Annotated in this window: 16 protein-coding genes; 13 read left to right on the top strand and 3 right to left on the bottom strand. The window is 54.2% G+C overall.

Going from position 1 to position 20,820, the window contains the following annotated elements; genetic code table 11:
- Window positions 1-77: 77 nt before the first annotated feature.
- Both RID21_RS06925 and RID21_RS06920 read right to left on the bottom strand, forming a co-directional pair.
- Window positions 78-1,382, bottom strand: a complete 1,305-nt coding sequence (locus RID21_RS06925) for an anti-sigma factor (protein ID WP_350187930.1) — start codon at window positions 1,380-1,382, stop codon at window positions 78-80.
- Window positions 1,369-1,932, bottom strand: a complete 564-nt coding sequence (locus tag RID21_RS06920) for a sigma-70 family RNA polymerase sigma factor (RefSeq protein ID WP_145041456.1) — start codon at window positions 1,930-1,932, stop codon at window positions 1,369-1,371. Before RID21_RS06920 ends, RID21_RS06925 begins: the two co-directional genes overlap by 14 nt.
- 619 nt (window positions 1,933-2,551) lie before the next feature.
- Between RID21_RS06920 and RID21_RS06915 the strand changes: the two genes are divergently transcribed.
- From RID21_RS06915 to RID21_RS06870, 10 genes are all read left to right on the top strand, one after another.
- On the top strand, window positions 2,552-3,964 hold the full coding sequence (locus RID21_RS06915; RefSeq protein ID WP_350187929.1) for a DUF1501 domain-containing protein: 1,413 nt from the start codon (window positions 2,552-2,554) through the stop codon (window positions 3,962-3,964).
- 143 nt (window positions 3,965-4,107) lie between these two features.
- Window positions 4,108-4,836 (top strand): 3-keto-disaccharide hydrolase, encoded by a 729-nt coding sequence (locus RID21_RS06910; protein WP_232106587.1) that lies wholly within the window; start codon window positions 4,108-4,110, stop codon window positions 4,834-4,836.
- A 290-nt stretch (window positions 4,837-5,126) separates the two neighbouring features.
- On the top strand, window positions 5,127-7,412 hold the full coding sequence (locus RID21_RS06905) for a DUF1592 domain-containing protein (RefSeq protein WP_350187928.1): 2,286 nt from the start codon (window positions 5,127-5,129) through the stop codon (window positions 7,410-7,412).
- A gap of 14 nt (window positions 7,413-7,426) precedes the next feature.
- Window positions 7,427-8,746, top strand: coding sequence for a DUF1552 domain-containing protein (locus tag RID21_RS06900; RefSeq protein WP_350187927.1), 1,320 nt, complete (start codon window positions 7,427-7,429; stop codon window positions 8,744-8,746).
- A gap of 194 nt (window positions 8,747-8,940) precedes the next feature.
- Window positions 8,941-9,324, top strand: coding sequence for a cupin domain-containing protein (locus RID21_RS06895; protein WP_350187926.1), 384 nt, complete (start codon window positions 8,941-8,943; stop codon window positions 9,322-9,324).
- 189 nt (window positions 9,325-9,513) lie between these two features.
- A complete protein-coding gene (locus tag RID21_RS06890; RefSeq protein ID WP_350187925.1) occupies window positions 9,514-10,512 on the top strand; it encodes a DUF1559 domain-containing protein in 999 nt (332 codons plus the stop codon).
- 94 nt (window positions 10,513-10,606) lie between these two features.
- The gene (locus RID21_RS06885) at window positions 10,607-11,035 is read left to right on the top strand and encodes a carboxypeptidase-like regulatory domain-containing protein (protein WP_350187924.1); all 429 of its coding nucleotides are present in this window, start codon (window positions 10,607-10,609) and stop codon (window positions 11,033-11,035) included.
- Window positions 11,036-11,224: 189 nt separating this feature from the next.
- Entirely contained in the window at window positions 11,225-13,348 is a 2,124-nt protein-coding gene (locus tag RID21_RS06880; RefSeq protein ID WP_350187923.1) for a LamG-like jellyroll fold domain-containing protein, read from the top strand.
- A gap of 269 nt (window positions 13,349-13,617) precedes the next feature.
- On the top strand, window positions 13,618-15,762 hold the full coding sequence (locus RID21_RS06875) for a tetratricopeptide repeat protein (RefSeq protein WP_350187922.1): 2,145 nt from the start codon (window positions 13,618-13,620) through the stop codon (window positions 15,760-15,762).
- Window positions 15,759-16,934: a multiheme c-type cytochrome gene (locus RID21_RS06870; protein ID WP_350187921.1), complete on the top strand. Its 1,176-nt coding sequence runs from the start codon at window positions 15,759-15,761 to the stop codon at window positions 16,932-16,934. Before RID21_RS06875 ends, RID21_RS06870 begins: the two co-directional genes overlap by 4 nt.
- Before the next feature lie 311 nt (window positions 16,935-17,245).
- On the opposite strand, the gene RID21_RS06865 is transcribed toward RID21_RS06870, so the two are convergent.
- The gene (locus tag RID21_RS06865) at window positions 17,246-17,422 is read right to left on the bottom strand and encodes a hypothetical protein (protein WP_350187920.1); all 177 of its coding nucleotides are present in this window, start codon (window positions 17,420-17,422) and stop codon (window positions 17,246-17,248) included.
- A 66-nt stretch (window positions 17,423-17,488) separates the two neighbouring features.
- Between RID21_RS06865 and RID21_RS06860 the strand changes: the two genes are divergently transcribed.
- The 3 genes from RID21_RS06860 to RID21_RS06850 are packed head-to-tail and all read left to right on the top strand — an operon-like array spanning window position 17,489 to window position 20,819.
- A complete protein-coding gene (locus tag RID21_RS06860) occupies window positions 17,489-18,658 on the top strand; it encodes an ABC transporter permease (protein WP_350187919.1) in 1,170 nt (389 codons plus the stop codon).
- 46 nt (window positions 18,659-18,704) lie between these two features.
- Complete coding sequence (locus RID21_RS06855) at window positions 18,705-19,262, top strand: hypothetical protein (protein ID WP_350187918.1); 558 nt, start codon at window positions 18,705-18,707, stop codon at window positions 19,260-19,262.
- 3 nt (window positions 19,263-19,265) lie between these two features.
- Window positions 19,266-20,819, top strand: coding sequence for an HlyD family secretion protein (locus RID21_RS06850; protein ID WP_350187917.1), 1,554 nt, complete (start codon window positions 19,266-19,268; stop codon window positions 20,817-20,819).
- Window position 20,820 lies beyond the last annotated feature (1 nt).

Genomic DNA, 20,820 nt, shown 5'->3' with positions numbered 1-20,820 from the left:
TCAATCTGAATAATTACAGATTTATTCTACGATGCCCCGCAGGCAGCCACAACTCTGATCCCGAGACAAGACATGACTTATTCGTTGTCGTCATGTTCACTGGCGGGAATCACATCGACAAAAGATACGCCGACGCGGATCTCGTCGAAGTCCGTCGAATAGCGACTGACGATCTTGACCCGTTCGATGCGGAGATCGGGGGCCATCAGCCGTAGATCGACCTCGTCCAGTTCGGGAATCTTATTCAGCACGGGGTTCAACCAGAGATCAACCTCTTCTGCGCCGGGACGAAACAGAATGCGACCTACAATCAGAACGGCCTGTCCCGAGAGTACTTCACTGGAAGCAGTATTGATCTCGGTACCATTGACCTGTCCGGCGGCAGCCCAGTTGCCACGAATGGCAGAGGACAGCTTTCCGATCCGCAGGCTCGACTCTTCGTTACCCAGATCGATGTAGGCATAACGTCCGTCGCCTTCATTGTCGTACGACTGGGCCATGAAACTGAACCAGAGAATTTCACCATCAGCGCCAAAGCCTTTGTCATCAGAGAGTGCATGCGGCACCTGCTGCAGATCGATGTGTCGCACTGAGACGGACTGAGAAACCTGGCCAGTCCGATACTGCCCCCCTTTAGTGAGCAGCATATTCCCGTACTGGTCAGAAAAACCGAGCGTGCCGAACAGTCGCATGTCGTTCTTGCCCAGGTTTTTCTTTTTCGTATCGTGTACGATCGAAGCGTAGACGGGACCTTCATCGATCCAAGGCCCTGCCCAGCCGACACCACCGTCGAGCCCATTAACGCCTTCGGCCTCTTTGTCCAACAGTTCTTTTTTCGAATAATCGAAGCCTTCATAGAGGAAGGGCTGTGCTGCCACTCGCGCCATCAGGAAGGTCTTCTTCATGTAATCAGAATCGAAATTGATGGGCTGCTCGAAGGCTTTCTCTTCGTCGTAAGGGATCTGGAAGTCTTTGATGAACAGGACAGCCAGATTGAATGTGGACACGAGTCCGATACCAATCAGCAGAAACCAGCGCCAGGTCAGCAGTGGATGCCGCCGACCTTTCGCGGGGGTGGGCTTCGTCTGCGGCTGAGGTTCGGGTTTGATTTCAATTTCCGACTCAGATGGCAGAATCAGCGGTTCCTGCTTACGAGATTCCAGTTCCCTTGCCTGTCGTTCGCCGATGGCCCGTGTCTGGAAACGCTGACGCAGATAGGAATGCAAAAACACGCGGCGGAAGGCCTGATCAGCATTTTCACTGTCGGTCTTGATCCACTGTTCAAGCTTGTGAGCTTCTTCTTCAGAAAGCTCTTCTCCATCCAGATAGGCGTCGATATTCTCGAGCGCCGTACTCTGTTTGTATTCGCTAAGATCCGACATTCGCTTCACCGGCCGCCCGCTTTTGAACACATTCCATTAACGTCGTACGAATGCGGGAGAGAGTCACACGCACGGAACCGGTTGAGGTGCCCAGTTCTCCGGCAATCTGTTTCGGTTTTAAATCTTCGGCATACCGCAGGCCCAGCAGTCGCCGCGAACGTTCTGTCAGCTGATCCAGGCAGTACTCGAGCAGATCCCGTTCTTCGGTCATCAGCTGTTGCACCCGGGAACAGGCGTCTGCCAGGGCGTCCATTGCTTCCCCCATGAACAGCACCCGGTCTTTACGCTTACCGCGATAGAAGTCGGCAATTTTTATTTTGGCAATCCACAAGGCCCAGGGAAGAAAGGGCCGCGTGTTATCATACTCGTCGTAACGAATTGCTATTTCTGCTGCGACTTCCTGCAGCAGATCTTCTGCATCACTAAACTGGGGAGTCGATGCTACAACGAAAGCCATCAAAGAAGGTTGAACTTTAACCCAGTTTCGAGCCAGCTCAGCACGGCTTCGCGCAGTTTCAGTTTGGAGTGAGGTCGTTTGTGTCGCATCCATCGTGCAAGTGCGTCTTTTCTTTCTGCAGTATGTTTTCTTATCTTAAGAATTCAGAATTCCATCGTGGAAAACTGTAAGATCTTCTTGCTGGAAATGTTATCGAGTAATTCATCTACGGCAATATTTTATATTGTAGAGAAATCTATTAAGAATTGATGAAGATCAGAAACAAGTTTGGTTCATTACTATAAAAAGTTTTGTTTCTAACGAATTTGATTATTTTTGAAATTCGTTGTTAACGTTTTGCCCCTTTCTGCGATATACAATAAAGGGCAGATTCCCTTCAGTTTTTAAAACCACATTTCACAGGGCATTCAGCTACAGACAATCGTAACTGGCCCGATTAGACGCGTGGTTTAACGCAGAGTGGAGCCTGTTTTGAAGCCCCTCAAACGCCGCTTGTTTTCGCTCTGGTGTATTTCAGCCCGCCCGAATCTCACATTCGGTGATTTCTCCAACTTTCTCTAATCGTTGGAATGTTCTCCCGTTCGAGAATCCTGCTTGAGTCCTTCCCACCCAATCTGGTATAAACATACTTTGATTTGTACCAGGCGCGTCATGAACCACAGGGAAGCGATTTCGCGTCGATGAATGACCTCTCGAGGGAAAAGGGATATTCATGCTGAAATTTCTGAGCGCACAGAGTCAGCAACATTCACAGGCTACCCGCCGCGATTTTCTGAAACTCGGCACACTCGGTCTGGCAGGACTGACACTGTCAGATTTACTGCGACTGGAAGCACGGGCGGGAATTCAGCACTCTCGCAAAGCAATCATCAATGTGCATCTGGACGGTGGTCCTCCGCACATGGATACCATCGACCTGAAACCCGAAGCCCCCGTTGAAATCCGAGGCGAATTTCAGCCGATCTCTACCAGCGTGCCCGGGATTCAGCTCTGTGAACTGCTACCCCGGATGGCAGCTCAGGCGGATCAGTTTGCGTTCGTGCGTTCTCTGGTCGGTTCAGCCGGGGCACACGATGCCTTCCAATGTCAGTCCGGATTCCGCAAAAAAGACATGCAGTCCGTCGGCGGACGTCCCGCGCTGGGATCTGTTGTCTCAAACCTCAAAGGTTCCCCCCGCGACCGAGCACCACTGTTCGTCGATCTCATGCAGGGACGCGGACAGGTGAGGAACAGCGCACGCCCCGGATTCCTCGGCCCCTCGTATCAGCCCTTTCGTCCCGATATCTCAGACCTGTTCGAACGACAGCTGGAAAAAGGGATGCAGAACGAGCTCAAACGGCTGGGTCAAGAGCATCAGGTCAGTCTCAAACTTAATCCCAGCCTCTCGCTGGAACGTCTGGAAAACCGGACAACGTTGCTCTCCGAACTGGACACCATCCGCCGCAAAGTGGATGCGAGTGGAATGATGGACGCCATGGATCGTTTTTCACAACAGGCCGTCAGCATTCTGACTTCAGGACGACTGGCGGATGCACTGGACCTGGAACAGGAAGACCCAGCCGTATTGGAGAAGTACAGTCTGGGTGTTGCATCTGAAAATCAAAAGTTTTACACCAGTGAGGGTCCGGGGGCGACACGCAAATTTCTACTCGCCCGGCGGATGATTGAAGCCGGCGTACGATGCGTGAGCATCTCGATCAGTGATTTCGACACACATTCCAGTAATTTCTCCCGCATGCGGCAGCTGCTCCCAATCGTCGACCATGGGCTCGCCACCCTGGTATCAGACCTGAAAGAAAGAGGCATGCTGGACGACGTCACGATTATCGCCTGGGGCGAGTTTGGTCGAACGCCGCGAATCAACTCCAAAAACGGAGGCCGCGATCACTGGCCGCGCGTCGGTCCCGCAATTCTCGCCGGGGGTGGCATGCGTACCGGCCAGGTCATTGGCGCAACCGATCGCACTGCCAGCGCTGTCACAGATCGTCCAGTGTCTTACAAGGACATCTTTACCACGCTGTATCACAATCTGGGCATCGATCCTCACGCCATCACGATTAACGATCCTCATGGGCGCCCTCAATATCTGCTTGACGAGGGAGAGCGTCTTTCCGAACTGGGGTGAGATTCGTAAGACGACTCAGACTGCTGTCACCGCCGCAATCTGCTTGTATCGCGATTCGGCGAGCGGTATGATCAAATCTGAAATGTGCCCTCGACTCACATACGCCTACCTGAAATCAGCGGTTCCCCACAGGAGACCTCATCATGCAGAAACAACGTGCGACCCTCTTTGGATCTTTCCTGGCTTTGTGCTTACTGACCAATGTGATTCAGGCAGCAGACCTGCCTCAATATAAGCCTCTGTTCAACGGTAAAGATCTGACCGGCTGGGTGAATGTGAATACCGACAAAGATACCTGGTATGTCAAAGATGGCATGCTCGTCTGCACGGGACATCCGATTGGCGTAATGCGAACCGATAAACAGTACGAGAATTTTCTCCTGCATATCGAATGGCGACACATGGAAGCCGGCGGTAATTCGGGGGTCTTCGCCTGGAGTGAAGGGACTGTTCCCGAAGGTCGACGCCTGCCCAAAGGGATGGAAATCCAGATGCTCGAACTCGACTGGGTCAATCAACACAAAATGAAAGACGGCACCCTGCCCCCCATCGCTTACGTACACGGCGAACTGTTCGGCGCCAATGGTCTGATCACCACTCCCGACAATCCCCGCGGAACCCGTAGCAAGTCGATTGAAAACCGCTGCAAAGGCAAAGGGCAATGGAACGTGTACGACGTGGTCTGCGTGGACGGAACCGTCAAGTTGTCTGTGAACGGCAAATTCGTGAACGGCGTGCGCAACGCCTCGATCAAAAAAGGCTACCTCTGCCTGGAATCCGAGGGAGCCGAAATCCAGTTCCGCAACATTCAGATCATGGAACTCCCGCCCGGAGTCACCACCAAAGCACAGACGGCTCCGGTCCTGAAATGAACATCTGAAGCGAATGAGTTTCTATCGGAAACGATCAGACTGACCACGGGAGACAGCCAGAACGTCACCCGTGGCGATTTCAGCGGCAAAACAGAGCTCTTCCTTAACTAACCTCAGTAATTCAAACGATTTGGAGCAATTCCCAATCCTTGACGAATGCCTGGGGAGCGAATATAATAAGGATAAGGTAATCCACTAACCGATGATGTAGGTTACCGGTACGTGTTTTCGCCACCTTTGAAAATGCGAACTCCCTCCTGCTTTTCCTGCCTTAATATGTGATGCCTGGTATGATGATCATCCCTCAATACCGACGCTTTCCCGTATCCGCGATCACGTTGTTGATCTGTGGTATGTTCTTGAGTTCTGCTGATGCCGCCGACAAGAAAACGGTGACCGGTGCGCAGATTTATCAAAAGTTGTGCATCGAATGCCATGCAAAAAATGGTCAAGGTGTCACGGAAAAAGCCAATCCGTTTCAGGGGCAGAAGAGCCTGGCTGAACTGACCATGCTTATTGAAGAGACCATGCCGGAAGAAGATCCGGAGCTCTGTGAGGGTGAGGATGCGAAGCAGGTCGCTCAGTATGTGTTTGACCGCTTCTTTTCCCCGGATGAGCAGGACCAGAGCCAGGCCTCCCGGATTCAGCTCTCGCACATGACGGTCCGCCAGTACCTCTATACGACCGCCGACCTGATGTCTCATTTCCTCGGAAATGCACGTGTCACGAATAAAGAGAACGGTCTGCGGGCCGAGTATTTTTCTACCCGGAATTTCAAAGGGGACAAACGGGTTGAAAAACGCATCGATCCCGTTGTCAGCTTCCAGTTTGGAGATAAGGCCCCCCACGAGAAAATCAAGAACGCCGAAGAGTTCTCCATGAAATGGGAGGGTTCGGTCTACGTGGAAGAGACCGGCGACTACGAATTCATCATCAAAACCGAGAACGGGGCACGGCTCTGGGTCAATGAGCAGGAACCGATCATTGATGAATGGGTCAGCTCTCAGGGACGGGCCAAGGAACATAAAGCGACGATCCGCCTGCTGGGTGGTCGCCCTTATACGCTCCGCCTGCACGTTTTCAAATACAAAGATAAGTCTTCTTCCATCAGCCTGGAGTGGAAACCGCCGCATAAGGCTCAGGAAGTGATTCCACAACGGCACCTCGTCCCGCAACAGGTTCCGGGAACCTTTATTGTTTCGACTGAGTTCCCACCGGATGACAGTGTTTCCGGGTATGAACGCGGGGTAGCCGTCTCCAAGTCCTGGGATGACGCAACGACGTCTGCGGCCCTGGAAATCATGACGGGGGTGATCAAACACCTGGATCGTCTGGCCGGAACCAAACCCGAGGCCAAAGACCGCCGGGATAAAGTCCAGAAGTTCTGTCATCGCTTTGCCGAGCTCGCTTTTCGCCGGCCTTTGACAACAGAGCAGAAAACGTTTTTCGTAGATCAGCATTTTCAGCCTGAACTGGAAACTGAGCTGGCAGCCAAGCGATCCCTCCTGCTGATTCTGAAGTCTCCCCGCTTCCTGTATACCGACCGCGAATTCGCACAGCCGGACGATTTCACAATCGCATCCCGTCTCTCGTACGGGTTGTGGGATTCCATGCCGGATCGCCAGCTGTATGATGCCGCCAAAGCGGGACGCCTTAACAAGCCGGAACAGATTGCCCAGCAGGCCGAACGCATGCTGAATGATCCCCGGGCCCAGGCCAAACTGCGATACTTTTTCCACCACTGGTTACAGCTGGATGAAAAAGAAGAGCTGGCGAAAGATAAAGCGCTCTTCCCGGAATTCGACGATCAGGTGGTCGCCGATCTGCGAACTTCGCTGGATATGTTCATCGACGACGTCGTCTGGAACGGATCGTCCGACTATCGTCAGTTGCTGCTGGCCGATTACGTTTACATGAATTCGCGACTGGCCAAAGTGTACCAGGTTGAGATGCCGGAAGGAGAATCATTCCAGAAGGTATCTCTCGATAAAGACAAACGGGCCGGCGTCCTGACGCACCCGTACCTGATGGCCAACTTCGCCTACCACAATCTGAGTTCACCGATCCACCGTGGCGTGTTCGTCACGCGTCGTCTGCTGGGTCGTTCCCTGAAGCCGCCACCACAGGCAACAGAATTCAAAGACGGCGATTTTCATGCAGGAATGACAACCCGCGAAAAGGTCGTCCAGATCACGAAACCGTCCGCCTGTATGTCGTGCCATAGCATCATTAACCCGCTCGGATTCAGTCTGGAGCACTTTGACGCCATTGGTCGATACAGAAAACAGGAAGTCAAAAAAGACATTAACGCCTCTGCAGAGCTGGTTTCACTCACCGGTGATACCGTCAGGTTTAATGGTGCCCGCGATCTGGCAGAGTATATCTCTCAGGATCAGAACGCCCATGCCGCCTTTGTAGACCAGCTGTTCCATCAGGCCGTCAAACAGCCGATTAATGCCTATGGCGAAAAAATCCGTGACGATTTGACCACCCGATTCGAAAAATCCGGATATAATATTCAACAACTGCTCGTAGAAATCATGAAGGTTGCTGCCCTGCACCAGCCTCAATCCTGAGAAAGAGCCTACCAATGAAATATCAATCCCGCCGCCAGTTCCTCAAAAAACTCGGACTCTCTTCTGCAGTCCTGCCGCTGGTTTCGCATCTGCCCAGCCTCGGTTTTGCCGCCGATGCCGGCATCCGCAAAAAGCGTATGATCGTGATGTTCAGCCCCAACGGTATCGTTCCCAAAACTTACTGGCCCGATGAGACCGGCGATAAGTTCGAGCTCAAGGAAATCATGCAGCCCCTGAAGAAATATCAGGACCAGATGCTGGTGATCAAAGGGGTCGCTGACCGCGTCCGGGGAGACGGTGACAGTCACATGCGGGGCATGAGCTGTCTCTTAACCGGAATCGAATTACTCCCCGGTAACATCCAGGGGGGATCGCACACTCCGGCCGGCTGGGCCAGCGGACTGTCGATCGACCAGGAACTCAAACGGTTCCTGCAGAGCAATAAAGAGACCCGCACCCGTTTCGGTTCACTGGAATTTGGTGTGAACGTTCCACATCGTGCCGACCCCTGGACCCGTATGGTTTATGCAGGCCCCAACAAACCGGTCGCGCCGATTGACGATCCCTACCTGATGTTTGAAAAGATCTACGGTCAGATGAAAGATCGTAAGAGCCTGGCCAGCATTCTGGACGACGTCCGTGAAGACCTGAAAAAGGTTCGGTCTCAGCTGAGCAGCTCCGACAAGCAGTTGCTCGAAGAGCACGAAAGCTACGTCCGCCAGATGGAACAGGAACTCAAAGCCAGCGCAGAACAGAAACTGGCTGTCAAAGTTCCGGTTCAGGAAGTCGGCATCAAGAACGACAACGACCACATGCCGGTCACCAGTAAAATGCAGATCGATCTGATGGTCAATAGTCTGGCCAACGATATGGCACGCGTCGCGACGCTGCAGTATACGAATTCGGTCGGTCAGGCACGGATGAAGTGGCTGGGGATCGACGATGGTCACCACTCACTCTCCCATAAACCGGACAGCGACGAAGATTCGCAGGAAAAGCTGACCAAGATCAACAAATGGTTCTGCGAACAGCTCGCGTATCTGGTTGAAAAACTCGACAAGACTCCCGAGCCCAATGGCGAAGGAACCCTGCTCGACAACACCACGGTCGTCTGGACCAACGAACTGGGTAAAGGGAACTCCCATACGCTGAACGATGTGCCGCTGGTACTCGTCGGTAAAGGACTTGATTTCAAAATGGGACGTTCATTACAGTTCAAGAACATTCCCCATAACCGTCTGCTGATGTCGCTGGCCCACGGCATGGGTCATCACATCGAGACCTTCGGTAAACCCGACTTCTGCGGCGACGGCATCATTTCTGAACTGACCTGATCTCGTCCGCAGAGAAATAATCAACAAACTCGAGTGAGCACCAGTCTCCCCAGGCTGGTGCTCGTTTTTTTACTCAGTCACAGTACAACCTGTTGGAAAACGGCCCCGATACTTTCATTCTACAGGATTGGTCTTTATGATTCGGGTTCAGACAATACTCTGACGACAATCAATGCACTTGAAAGGATACGCGCATGGATCACATCACCCGCCCCCAGGAACAAGACGAATACTACTTTGAGGAAGGGTGCTATATCCTGGAGATGTCTAGCCCGGATGTGGATCCTGAAGTCTCCCTCGCCCGTGCCCGCGTCGAGCCTGGCAAGCGAACCCGGTTCCATCGTCTCAAGGGAACCTTCGAGCGCTACATCATGCTCTCGGGAACCGGTCTGGTCGAAGTCGGCGACTATGAACCCACGGAAGTGTATCCTGGCGATGTTGTAAGAATCCCGCCCGACACTGATCAGAGAATCACCAATATTAGCAAAGACGATCTGGTATTTCTCGTCGTCTGTAATCCGCATTTCCTCCGCTCCTGCTACACAGACTCAGAAGATCTTCGCACTTCGGGGTCATAAAATCCTCATATTGCGTAAGAAGTTCCTCTGCAATTCCTTACATCAAGGTAAGATGTACGCAGATTGCAATTTCTTAATATAATTTACTTGTGCGGTCTCCCCCTTGCGATTTAAAATACAATTCCTCGGAGCATGCCTCTGCTGTCCCACCTTTTATTCCTTCCCAGTTATATTTCCAAAAGGTTACCAATGTTGAATTACCCGCCGCGTGTCACGCGCAAATCTGGTTTTACGCTCATCGAGCTGCTGGTTGTGATTGCGATTATCGCGATTCTGATCGCCCTGCTCCTGCCCGCCGTGCAACAGGCCCGCGAAGCGGCCCGCCGCAGTCAGTGCAAAAACAATCTGAAACAAATGGGGCTGGCGCTCCACAATTATCACGACGTCTATCTCAAGTTCCCCATCGGTTCGCGAGCGCCCAATGATGGCCCTCACAACTGGCGTTTCGCTCTGCTGCCTTACATGGATCAGGCAAATATTTACGAACTCGCCAAGAACAGCCCGACCAGCGACGTCGATTTCTGGGAAGGCGGAGGCGGCGCATACAACGGCGACACCCTGCTCTTCAAAGACAAAGTCATTACTCCCATTTACATGTGCCCTTCCAGCTCAGACCCGGCCATCAGCTATGCCAATGGCGAACCACAGCAGGGTTCCCAGTCTCATCAGTATGTCGGCATCATGGGTGCATATCCTGACCCTGCAGCGCGCACGAATGTCTCTTACGAAACACAGTATAACAGCTTTGCTACTAACACGGGCTGTCTGCTGATCAACGAGTGCAAAGGTATGCGGGACGTGACCGATGGATCGTCGAACACGATCATCATTGCCGAACAGTCGCGGATCTCAGCCAGTAATCCGGTTCTGAAGCGTTCCGATTACACTTCAGGCTGGGCGGGCACCAGTTATGCCGGTACAGTCACTCAGTGGATTGCCAGCGGAGCCGGACAGCATCGTTTCGGCACCGGAGTAACGTCGGTCTTCCACAGCCCCAATCCGAAATCGACGGGTGCGGAAGCCAATGCCCAATGGGACTGGAACACCCCCCTGACCTCCTACCACACCGGCGGTGTGCATGTGCTGCTCTGCGACGGAGCAACCCGTTTCCTGAGCGACAACGCAGACCTGTTACTGATCCAGAAACTCTGTGTCCGCGATGACGGCCAGACCATCGGCGAGTGGTAAGCCACGGCCACTGGTTCTATTTTCTTTTCCTATAGACTTGAGTGACGTATGTGATACCAGTCACGTACGTCACATTTGATTCAGGATTTTCATAATGTATCGTCTATCACTTTTCAGTTGCCTGCTGAGCTCTGTGCTGCTGGCTCAGGGTTGTTCGGGAGATCCGAATGTCCGTCCCGCAGTGGAGATCTCAGGAACCGTGACCCTCGATGGAGCGCCCTTGCAACAGGCCAGCATCCAGTTCACTTCGTCCAAATCTGGCGAAAGTGCGTACGCCAATCTGGATGAGAACGGAAATTATTCAGTCTCATTTCCCCAGGCAGATGTCGGCTCAGCATATGAAGTCACGATCAGTCCGCCTGTCGTTGAAGAAGAAAACGCGATGGCCCTCGCGGAAAAGCCACAGGAAAAATCGACCGTAAAGATTCCCGCGAAATACACCAAACGCACCACCAGTGGTCTGATCGCCCAGGTCAATGAACCGGGTGAGAACAAAGCCAACTTTGAGTTGAAGAGTAAGTAAGCAGCTTTAGACCAACATAAGCCTGCAACAGCCATTAATGCACTGTTGCAGGCTGTTTTTTTAACCTGCCATTTTAATTAAGAACTCTAAGTATCTCCATTTCGTTCTGTAAAACCAGCGGATATACTCGAAGTCTACGGTGATGAAACTTCAAACCCGCAGTTGGCTGTCATTACAAAGGATCCTCACATGAAACCGACTCTCGCCCCCCTCCTGCTCGCCTGCCTTGCTTTGCTGATCCCGGAACGTTCCTACGCGGAACTGCAGGTCGGCGCCACCATCATGGATGTCACCCCGGTGAAACTCCCCGTCCTCGTTAATGGCAGCATGAAGAGCCGTAGCGTCGATAAGGTTTACACCAAAGTCAATGCCCGGGCGATCGTCGTCGCCGATGGCGAAGACCGCCTGGCAATCGTCGTCGTTGACAGTTGCATGATGACGCGTCCGTTTCTGGATGAAGTCAAAAAACTGGCCGCACAGAAAACCAGGATCCCGGCCGACCATATGTTGATCTCCGCCACCCACGCACACTCGGTCCCTTCCAGCATGGGCTGCCTGGGAACCAGTGCCGATCCGGAATACACGCCTTTCCTCCGAGGCAAGCTGGTCGACGCCATCGTTGCAGCCGAAGCAAAACTGGAACCGGCTCAGATTGGCTGGGGTGTTGGCAACGCTGCCAAGTTCACCGCCCTGCGTCGCTGGATCAAGCGTCCCGATCGCATCAGCAACGACCCGTTCGGTAACCCGACCGTGCGGGCCACCATGCATGCAGGTCGGAATTGGGATGATGTCATCGGCGAATCCGGTCCCGAAGATCCCGATCTGTCGCTGATCTCGTTTCAGTCAAAAGACGGTCGTCCGATCGCGCTACTGGCGAACTTTTCGATGCACTACTTTGGTGCCCCTTCACTGAGCGCCGACTACTTTGGTCTCTACTGTAACGGCCTGCAGGAAGAAATCGGTAAGAAACTACCCAAGGATGCTCCCGAGTTCGTAGCGATCATGTCGCACGGCTGTAGTGGTGACATTTACCGCCGCGACTATACCAAGCCGCAGGATCAGTGGTCATTCACCGATGACATCAATGAATACTCCAGCGAGCTCGTTAAACTGACCATGGGCGTCTACAAAAACATCACGTATCGCAAAGACGCCGACGTTGAAATGGCTGAGAACCGGATGCAGTTGAACTATCGGGTTCCCGACAAACAGCTGCTCGAATGGTCTCAGCGGATCGTCGAGAAAATGGGCGATAAGCTGCCGGAAACACAGGAAGAGATTTACGCTCGCGAGCAGATCATGCTGCACGAACGACAGTCAACCGAGGTCGTCACACAGGCACTCCGCATCGGCGACATCGCGATCGCGACCACTCCCAATGAAACCTATGCCCTTTCCGGGCTGAAAGTCAAAGCACAAAGTCCGCTGCCACAGACCATGGTCATTGAGTTGGCCAACGGAGGCGATGGATACATTCCGCCTCCCGAGCAGCATCTGCTCGGCGGATACAATACCTGGGCCGCCCGATCCGCAGGCCTCGAAGTCCTGGCCGAGCCCCGTATCGTGGAATCGGACATCGAACTGCTCGAGAAAGTTTCGAATCAGCCCCGTCGCTTCTATGAGCAGAGCCGTGGTCCTGCCGTCGAATCAATCCTGGGCTTCAAGCCGGCTGCCTACTGGCGACTGGACGAATTCAATGGTCCCCGGGCCCGCGATCTCTCCGGCAATCAGCGGGACGGCATTTACGAACCGGCCATCGCTTACTTCCTCGAAGGAGCCCGTTCGAAATCGTTCTGCACGGGAACCGAAACCAACCGGGCCGTTCACTTCGCCGGCAATCGTCTGCAGACTCGTGTGAATGACCTGGGTGATCAGTTTACCGTCTCGCTCTGGATCTGGAACGGCATTCCTCTCGACGCCCGCGACATCAGCGGCTGGATGTTCTCACAGGGACCGAACCACGGACTGGCCGCCTATGGCGATCACCTCGGACTGGGAGGCAAACAACATCCGGGCAAGCTGGTCTACATGAACGGTACGGATCGCAAACTGCACGCCGGCAAAACTGCCGTTGAACGCTGGACGTGGAATCATGTGGCGATCGTTCGCAATGGCAACAAGTTGACCGTCTACCTGAATGGCAAACCGGAAATCGAACTGGAATCGAAACCGGGGGCATCCGGCGTGCTGCTGGAACAACTGTTCTTCGGCGGACGGACAGATAATGACTCCAACTGGGAGGGCCGCCTGGATGAAATCGCGGTATTCGATCGGGCCCTCAATGCAGGTGAAGTCAGTCAGCTGGCAAAATAAACTTGTCTGAAACGCACTATCTGTCATCTTCGAAAGCCCGGTCGTACCTGCGATCGGGCTTTTCTATTGGGAAAGCCCCGTTTTTTATCGCGAATCGACGAACTGACGCGTATGAGAAGAGACAGACCGCTCGAATTACGGAATCTCTGCCCGATGGGAGGTTCCTGCATATTCACAGCCCGCGCGGAACTATATAATCAAAGGGAGTTCACGTCCTAATCGTCTGATGTAATTGACTTTATCACATTTCCGTTCCAGTGGCTCAATCCATGACTGAACCTGACCTGTCGACAACAGATCGGAGACTGCGCCGCCTGTTTCTGCTGATCGTCACCGCCAGTTTCGTACTGACGCCGATCGCTGCGGCGGACGTCTGGTGGCAGTTGAGCCGGGGACAGACAGTATTGGCAGAGCTGGCAGTTCCGGGGCCAATCCTGGCGGCAGGCAATCCGACAGCGGAAGCAGACTGGCTGGGCGGTTTCCCTTTCTTTATGAGCTGGCTGATCGCCGGCTTTTCGGGGTTGATGCTGCTCAAGTTCTGCAGCGTCTTGCTGTTACTCTATCTCCTCATGCGACGGTTTGAGCCGCAACTGCAGTGGGCCGCGTTTGCATTGGCGCTGGTCACGCTGCTGGCTGCGAATGCTGCCTGGCAACCGACGCCCCGACTCTGGGACTGCTGGTTGCTCTTTCTGAACTGGATCGCCACAGTCCGCTGGAGCAAGTCCCCAACGAAACAGAATGCGGTCCTCGTGCTCATCTCACTGGTGGTGTGGGCCAATCTCGCGCCACTCTGCCTGTTGGGAATTGCTGTGATCGCGATCGTCCCCTGGTTGACCGGCATCCAGACCGAGTCCACAGTCACCCGCAAGCAGGCTGGTCTGCTCGTTGCCGCATCCGCTTTTGCCCTGATGCTCACCCCACGTGGCTGGTTTACGCTCTCCGATTCACTGACACAGCTCCTCCCTGGCCTGTTCTACGCCCGAGACCTGCTGGCCACAACGGTCTGGCAGCCGACGTTCGCACAGGGACTGACAGTCGAAACAGCCGGGCTGGGTATTCTGACTCTGGTCACCGTGTGTTATCTCATTTTTTACTCCACCGGCTGGCTGGAAAGTTTTGCATTCCTGATCTTCGCGGTTCCAGCCTGGCTGAATGCCGATGCCGTTCCCCCTTGCGCGATTGGCATCGCCCTGCTGCTGGGACGCAGCCTGGAGGCACACCCCTATCCAATAAAACTGCTCAAAACCAAAGATCTGCTTTCACCCGCTCTGGGACGCCTGCTACTGGGACTCGGGTTGCTTCTGCTCAGCGGCAAAGCGGCAGCCGGAACGCTACCCGGTCAGTCACAGCGACTGGGCTGGGGCCTCGCTCCCGAGCTGGATATCACGCTACTGAACCAGGCGATCGGACCACTCGAATATGAGGGAACGGCCCACTGCATGGACATTGATTCCGCGGGCATGTTGTGCTGGATCAAGGCGGATCACAAAGTTCGCCCCTACCTCACTCACAGACAGGCGCTGAAACAGGGACGCTTATTCGATGAACTTTCCCTGAACGCGGAACTTTCTGACGGCTGGATGTTACAGAAGCCACGCATGAGTGGTGGCTGGGGGGGCTGGTGGGTCCGCCTCAAAGATCGGAACTGCCAACTGCTGCTGGTTCCAAACGGTCAGACCCGGACAATTCGTGCCTTGTTTGACAGTCGCTGGCAGCCAATGTCGGTCGACGCGGCAGTCATCCCCTATGGCTGGTCGGGTGAATTACTCAGTACACCGCAGATCATCAAGTTACTCCCCGTCAAAGAGTTTCTGAATCGTAAACAGTGGACCTATTCCCTGCCCGATCCGAGTGGCACGCCAGACTGTGCTGACTGGTGGGGCATGCTGACCGGCTCTCCCAATTTGAAACCGGCGCTGCTTCAGGCGCGAACGTTTCGTGCGATGCAGCTCTATACAGCCGCGTTGCGTGTGCTGCATCCACTGTTGCAACATTACGACTCTCCTGAAGTCAAACGGGAATTCGAACTCTGTCAGAAAGAACTGGCTTATCAGGAACAGCTCGACACGGGTGCTCCCAGCCTGTTACGCCTGCAGGCCTATCAGCAGACCAGCCCGACAGACGAATTCCCTCTCGCTCAGGCAGGTCCGGGAATCAAAGGTGACCACAGTCCGCCCGAAAAAGTTTCAGAAACGCTCGCGCGGGCGATCAACGAATACATTCACGGCGACTGTTCCGAAGCCATCGCCGCTTTGACTGCTGATGACAGCGAGAGTCTGTATGCGAAAGCGCAGATTCAGTTGGAATCCGGCGATCCCGCGAATGCCGCGTCAACTTTTCGTCAGTTAATCGAACAGCATCCCCAGGACCGACTGGTCGTCCCCAGTCAGAACATGTTAGATGCCCTGCAATGATCCAGAAGTACCCGTTTCTCATCCCCCTGTCGATCCTGTTACTGGCCTGCCTGTCAGGTGCCGGCCTGTTTCTGTACGGATCACAGCAGAAAACGGAGTTCGTTCCGCATGTCCGTTCGGTGCATCAGCCGGTCCCGTCGCGTTCCTGCTGTGAATGTCACGACAAATTCTGTCAGCAGTTCGAAGGCGCCCCTCATCTGCGGACCCTCCGCAAAGCCACCGATCCAGGCGTACTTGAAAAATTTGTTGACCGGGAAGTCACCCTCAAAGAGAACGGGCATACTTACCGGTTCTTCAAAGAAGATGATGCGCTGTGGGTCGACTGCGACAGTTATCCGGCACCCGTCCGGATCGACTGGGTCTTCGGTTCCGGCATGCATGCGATGACACCGGTTTCGCTGTTTCCGAATGAAAAGGGAGAGTCAGAACTGCTGCAGCACATCGTCTCCTGGTATCCCTCCGGCAAACTGGGAATCACACTCGGTCTGCAGGAACTGGCCCATGAGCAGACCGGCATCAACGCGCTGGGAGAAGTCAGCGACCATGCTAAAACTCAGAACTGCTTTGGCTGTCACGCGGCCTGGCTGGGGGATTCGCCAGGTGAAATCAAATCGGACGTGATCATTCCGGGGGTCTCATGTGTCCGCTGCCACTTGAATGGCGAAGAACACATCAAAGCCGTCGAACGTGGGGATAAAGATCTCAAGCTGACCAAATGGAGTTCACTGACCCCTCTGGAGTCGATCAATCGCTGTGGAGAGTGCCATCGCCGCTTCGATCAACTGGAGGCGGATGAAATCCATCCTGCGAATGATCTGCTCTATCGTTTTGCCCCCGTGGGAATGTCTCAGAGCCCCTGTTTCCTGAAGCAGACCGACGTCAAACTGGCGGACGGCAAATCGGCCCGCTTTGACTGTACCACCTGTCACAATCCGCATCAGCAGGCCAGCCGCGATCCGGAATATTACCGCCAGATCTGCCTGAACTGTCACAGCGATCTCAAGGATCATGCACCGGTGTGTTCCAAAGAGTCGATGCAAAGTCAGTGCCTGCAATGTCATATGCCGGCAGTGGAAGTTCACGACAACCTCTCCTTTACCGATCACTGGATACGAGTCCGCGAGCGCGACAAAGAACGCTTCCCCGAATTTCAGATGCGGCAGGCGAAATGATGTTGTCTTGAGACTTGGGAACGACTAGGATGAGAAGGAACTAGTAAGAAGAAGGTTATTTGTGACTGAGAAGCTGTTTTCATTTCTGTGCTCCCTGATGATTCTGGCCTGCCCGTTAAATTGCATGCCAGCCGGCGCAGAATCTACAGACGCCGTCAGCACTGGCTGCTGCAGTCACTGTCAGCCGCCGACTTCAGAAACACCACTCTCCCCAGAGCATGCCTCTGATGAATGTTGCCAGTGCTTCTGTTTCGGAGCGATCCATGATAAAGCCGATCAACTGGATCTGACATTGCTGACTCCCCTCTGGATCATGCCTGTCCTTTCAGAGACCGAATCCCTTCTCTCAGACATTCACTCGGTTTCCCGACCGCTTTCTTCCGCGCCGCCCCCACCCGCCGGTCGTGCGCTGCGCTGTGCGCAGATGTCGTTTCTCTGCTGATCTGCTCCTGAATCAGTACCGCCTGCGTTAATTCCGCTTGCTTCACGTATGTCCTGCTGCGCGCTGACTCGATTTGTTGTGCCGCGCTGCAGATACTTCAAAAGAATCATTCATGCTCCGTTTTTCATTAATCCCCTGGGAATATGGCGTACGGAATCTGTTCCGTCGCCCCCTGCGTACCCTGCTCACGTTGACCGGCCTGACGACCGTGATCGTGCTGGTGTTTATCGTAGTCGGTTTCATTCGGGGACTGGAACACAGTCTGTCCGCCAGCGGTGATCCAGATGTGGCTATTCTGTTTTCGCTGGGCATGGGGGAAAATCTGGAATACTCATCCATTCCAATGCGGACCAGCGAACTTGTTGCCGCCAGTGTGGGTGGCATTAAAGAATTTCACGGCCGCAAATACGCGTCTCCCGAATTGTACCTGGGAACACAGATCACGCTCCCCGAACAGGAACGAACTGCGATGGGTCTGGTGCGCGGTGTAACGCCGGCGATACTCCTGGTCCGTCGTAAAGTCGAACTGGAATCAGGTCGTTGGCCCGAACCGGGAGAAGTCCTGATTGGCCAGCTGGTCGCTACCAAGCTGGGACTCTCCCCCGAACAGCTGACGACCGGCCAGGCAATCGAACTGGAGGGGCGCCCCTGGAAAATCAGCGGTACCTTCTCCGCAGGTGGCTCTGCGTTTGAATCAGAGATCTGGTGTCGCCTCGACGAACTGCAGCAGGCAATGAAACGCCAGGATCTGAGCCTGGTTGCGGTCACGCTGGACTCCCCCGATGTTTACCCTGATCTGGATCTGTTCTGCAAAGAACGCCTTGACCTCGAATTACAGTCAGTTCGCGAAGTCTCCTACTACCAGGGACTGAAAAAAGATTATGGTCCGATTCGGATGCTGGCCTGGCTGATTGTGTTTCTGGTCTCCGGCGCCGGTGTGTTCGCCGGTTTGAATACGTTGTACGGTGCGGTTGTCGGCCGGACCAGTGAACTATCTATGTTGCAGACACTCGGCTTTGTCCGCCGGGCGATTGTGATCAGCCTGATCCAGGAGGGCATCCTGCTCTCGACGGCTGCCAGTCTGATCGCAGCTTTGATCGCGGTGCTGCTGATCAATGGGGTCGCCGTTCGTTTTACAATGGGCGCGTTCTCACTGCAGATCGACACGGTCTCACTGTTGATCGGTTCGGGAGTCGGAATTCTGCTGGGTCTCCTGGGAGCGATTCCCCCCGCCCTGCGGGCATTGCGACTGCCGATCGTCGATGGTCTCAAATCTGTTTAGTAATGCTTTTAACCTGTTGAATACTCATTTTAAAGGATTGAATTCAATGAAACGTTTGATGTTTTCCACTCTGTTCCTCTCCGCTGTCTGTCTTTCTGCAGTAGGCTGTGGCCAGTCTTCCACTGAACCTGGAGAGTCTGCTGATGCGAACTCCGCAGTCGAGTCTGCTACAAAACCGACGGCTGCTGCCTCGGAAATTATTTTAACCAGTGAACCGGCGGGCGCGAAAGAAGTGATTGCAGCTCGCGAATCATCCCAGGATGAAGAAGAGGTTGTCGTGGTAGGACGAATTGGCGGGAGCGAAAATCCCTGGATTGACGGCCGGGCCGCGTTTTCCATCGTGGATAATTCCCTGAAGGCCTGTAGTGATATTCCCGGCGATGGTTGTGAGAAACCCTGGGACTACTGTTGTGAAACCGACAAGTTACCCGGTGCGACCGCCCTGGTCAAAGTCGTCGATGCAGACGGCACGCTGATCAAGGAAGATGCCCGCAAGCTGTTGAATCTGAAAGAACTACAGACGGTTGTCGTCAAAGGGAAAGCCAAACGGGACGACTCCGGTAATCTGACCGTCTTCGCCAACCAGGTTTTTGTACGGAAGTAAATCATGTCACAGGTTGATTTATCCCAATTGGCCCTGGATCGCAGTGCCCCCCCACAATTGCGGGGGCACACGCGATTCCGGTTACTCACGCGCTATCTGCTGCCTGGCACTCTGCTGGTCGGTTTTGCCGCTCTGATTGCCTATGCCTCCCGTGATTTGATCTTTCCTCCCAAACCGGTCACGGTGATGCCGGTGATCGTCTCGCAGGCCCAGGTCCGCAGCGCCGGCACGCCTCTGTTCCAGGCGGCTGGCTGGGTGGAACCGCGGCCGACCCCCATTCGGGTCGCTGCACTGGCTCCCGGTGTAGTGGAAGAGTTACTGGTTGTCGAGGATCAGAAAGTCAAACAGGGGGAACCGATCGCACGGCTGGTGAAAGTGGATGCCGAACTGGCATTGAAGAACACCATTGCCACGGGGAAGCTGCGGGAAGCGGAACTGCAACAGGCTCGAGCGACGCTGAAAGCTGCTGAGGTGCGCCTGTCACAGCCCGTGCATCTGGAAGCGGTACTCAGTTCAGCGCAGGCGGAACTGGCTAAGATTCAGACCCAGCTAAAAAATCTGCCTTTCATGACCCGTAGAGCCAAAGCAGATCTGGAATTCGCGCGGCTGGATTTTGAGCGCAAGAAATCAGCCCGCGGCGCAGTCACTCAGCGAAGTATTGACGAATCGAAGACCGAGGTTGAATCGACGACTGCGGCGTATGAAGAACTGATGGGACGTAAGGAATCCCTGATCTCAGAACAGAAGGCACTGCAGGCGCGGTGCCAGGCACTACAGACGGAGTTGAAACTGCTGACAGCGGAACAGAAAGACCGAGATGAAGCCCAGGCACAGGTGGCTGCAGCCGCCGCACGTCTGGAACAGTCCCAGGTGGCCGTCGATCAGGCGCGACTTGCTTTGGAGCGTATGACGATCCGCGCCCCAGTCGCGGGACGCGTGTATCAGCTTGTGGCGCAGCCGGGTTCCAGTGTGGGAAACATGCTGACTCAGATGACTAAATTCGATGGCAGTACGGTCGTCACCATGTATCGTCCGGAATGGCTGCAGATTCGTGTCGATGTGCGTTTTGAAGATATTCCCAAGGTTTCATTGAATCAACCGGTTCAGATCGATAACCCGGCACTCAGCGAACCAGTGCGTGGTAGCGTCCTGTTTATCAGTTCGGAAGCAGATATTCAGAAAAATACGCTGCAGGTCAAAGTCAAAATTGATGAACCGACGCCGCTGCTGAAGCCTGAGATGCTGGTGGATGTAACCTTCCTCGCTCCGAAACATGAGCAGACAGAGAAAGACCAGGACCGGGAATCCCGAATTTACGTCCCCAGAAAGATGGTACAACAGAACGCCGCCGGTCAGTCCTGTGTCTGGGTTACAGATCAAAGTCGCCAGATCGCCCGCCAGCAGGTCATTGAAACCAGCCCGCATGCAAATGGCCCTCTACTGGAGGTCACACAGGGGCTGAATGTATCGAGTCGACTGATTGCCTCCCCGACATCGGAACTGCAGCCAGACGAGCGAATTACTATCACCGGCGAAACTAATCATGAAGGTAACTGAA

Origin of the sequence: Gimesia sp., from assembly GCF_040219335.1 — a bacterium.
Classification (GTDB): Bacteria; Planctomycetota; Planctomycetia; order Planctomycetales; family Planctomycetaceae; genus Gimesia.
This window is presented reverse-complemented; position numbering and strand designations above follow the sequence as displayed.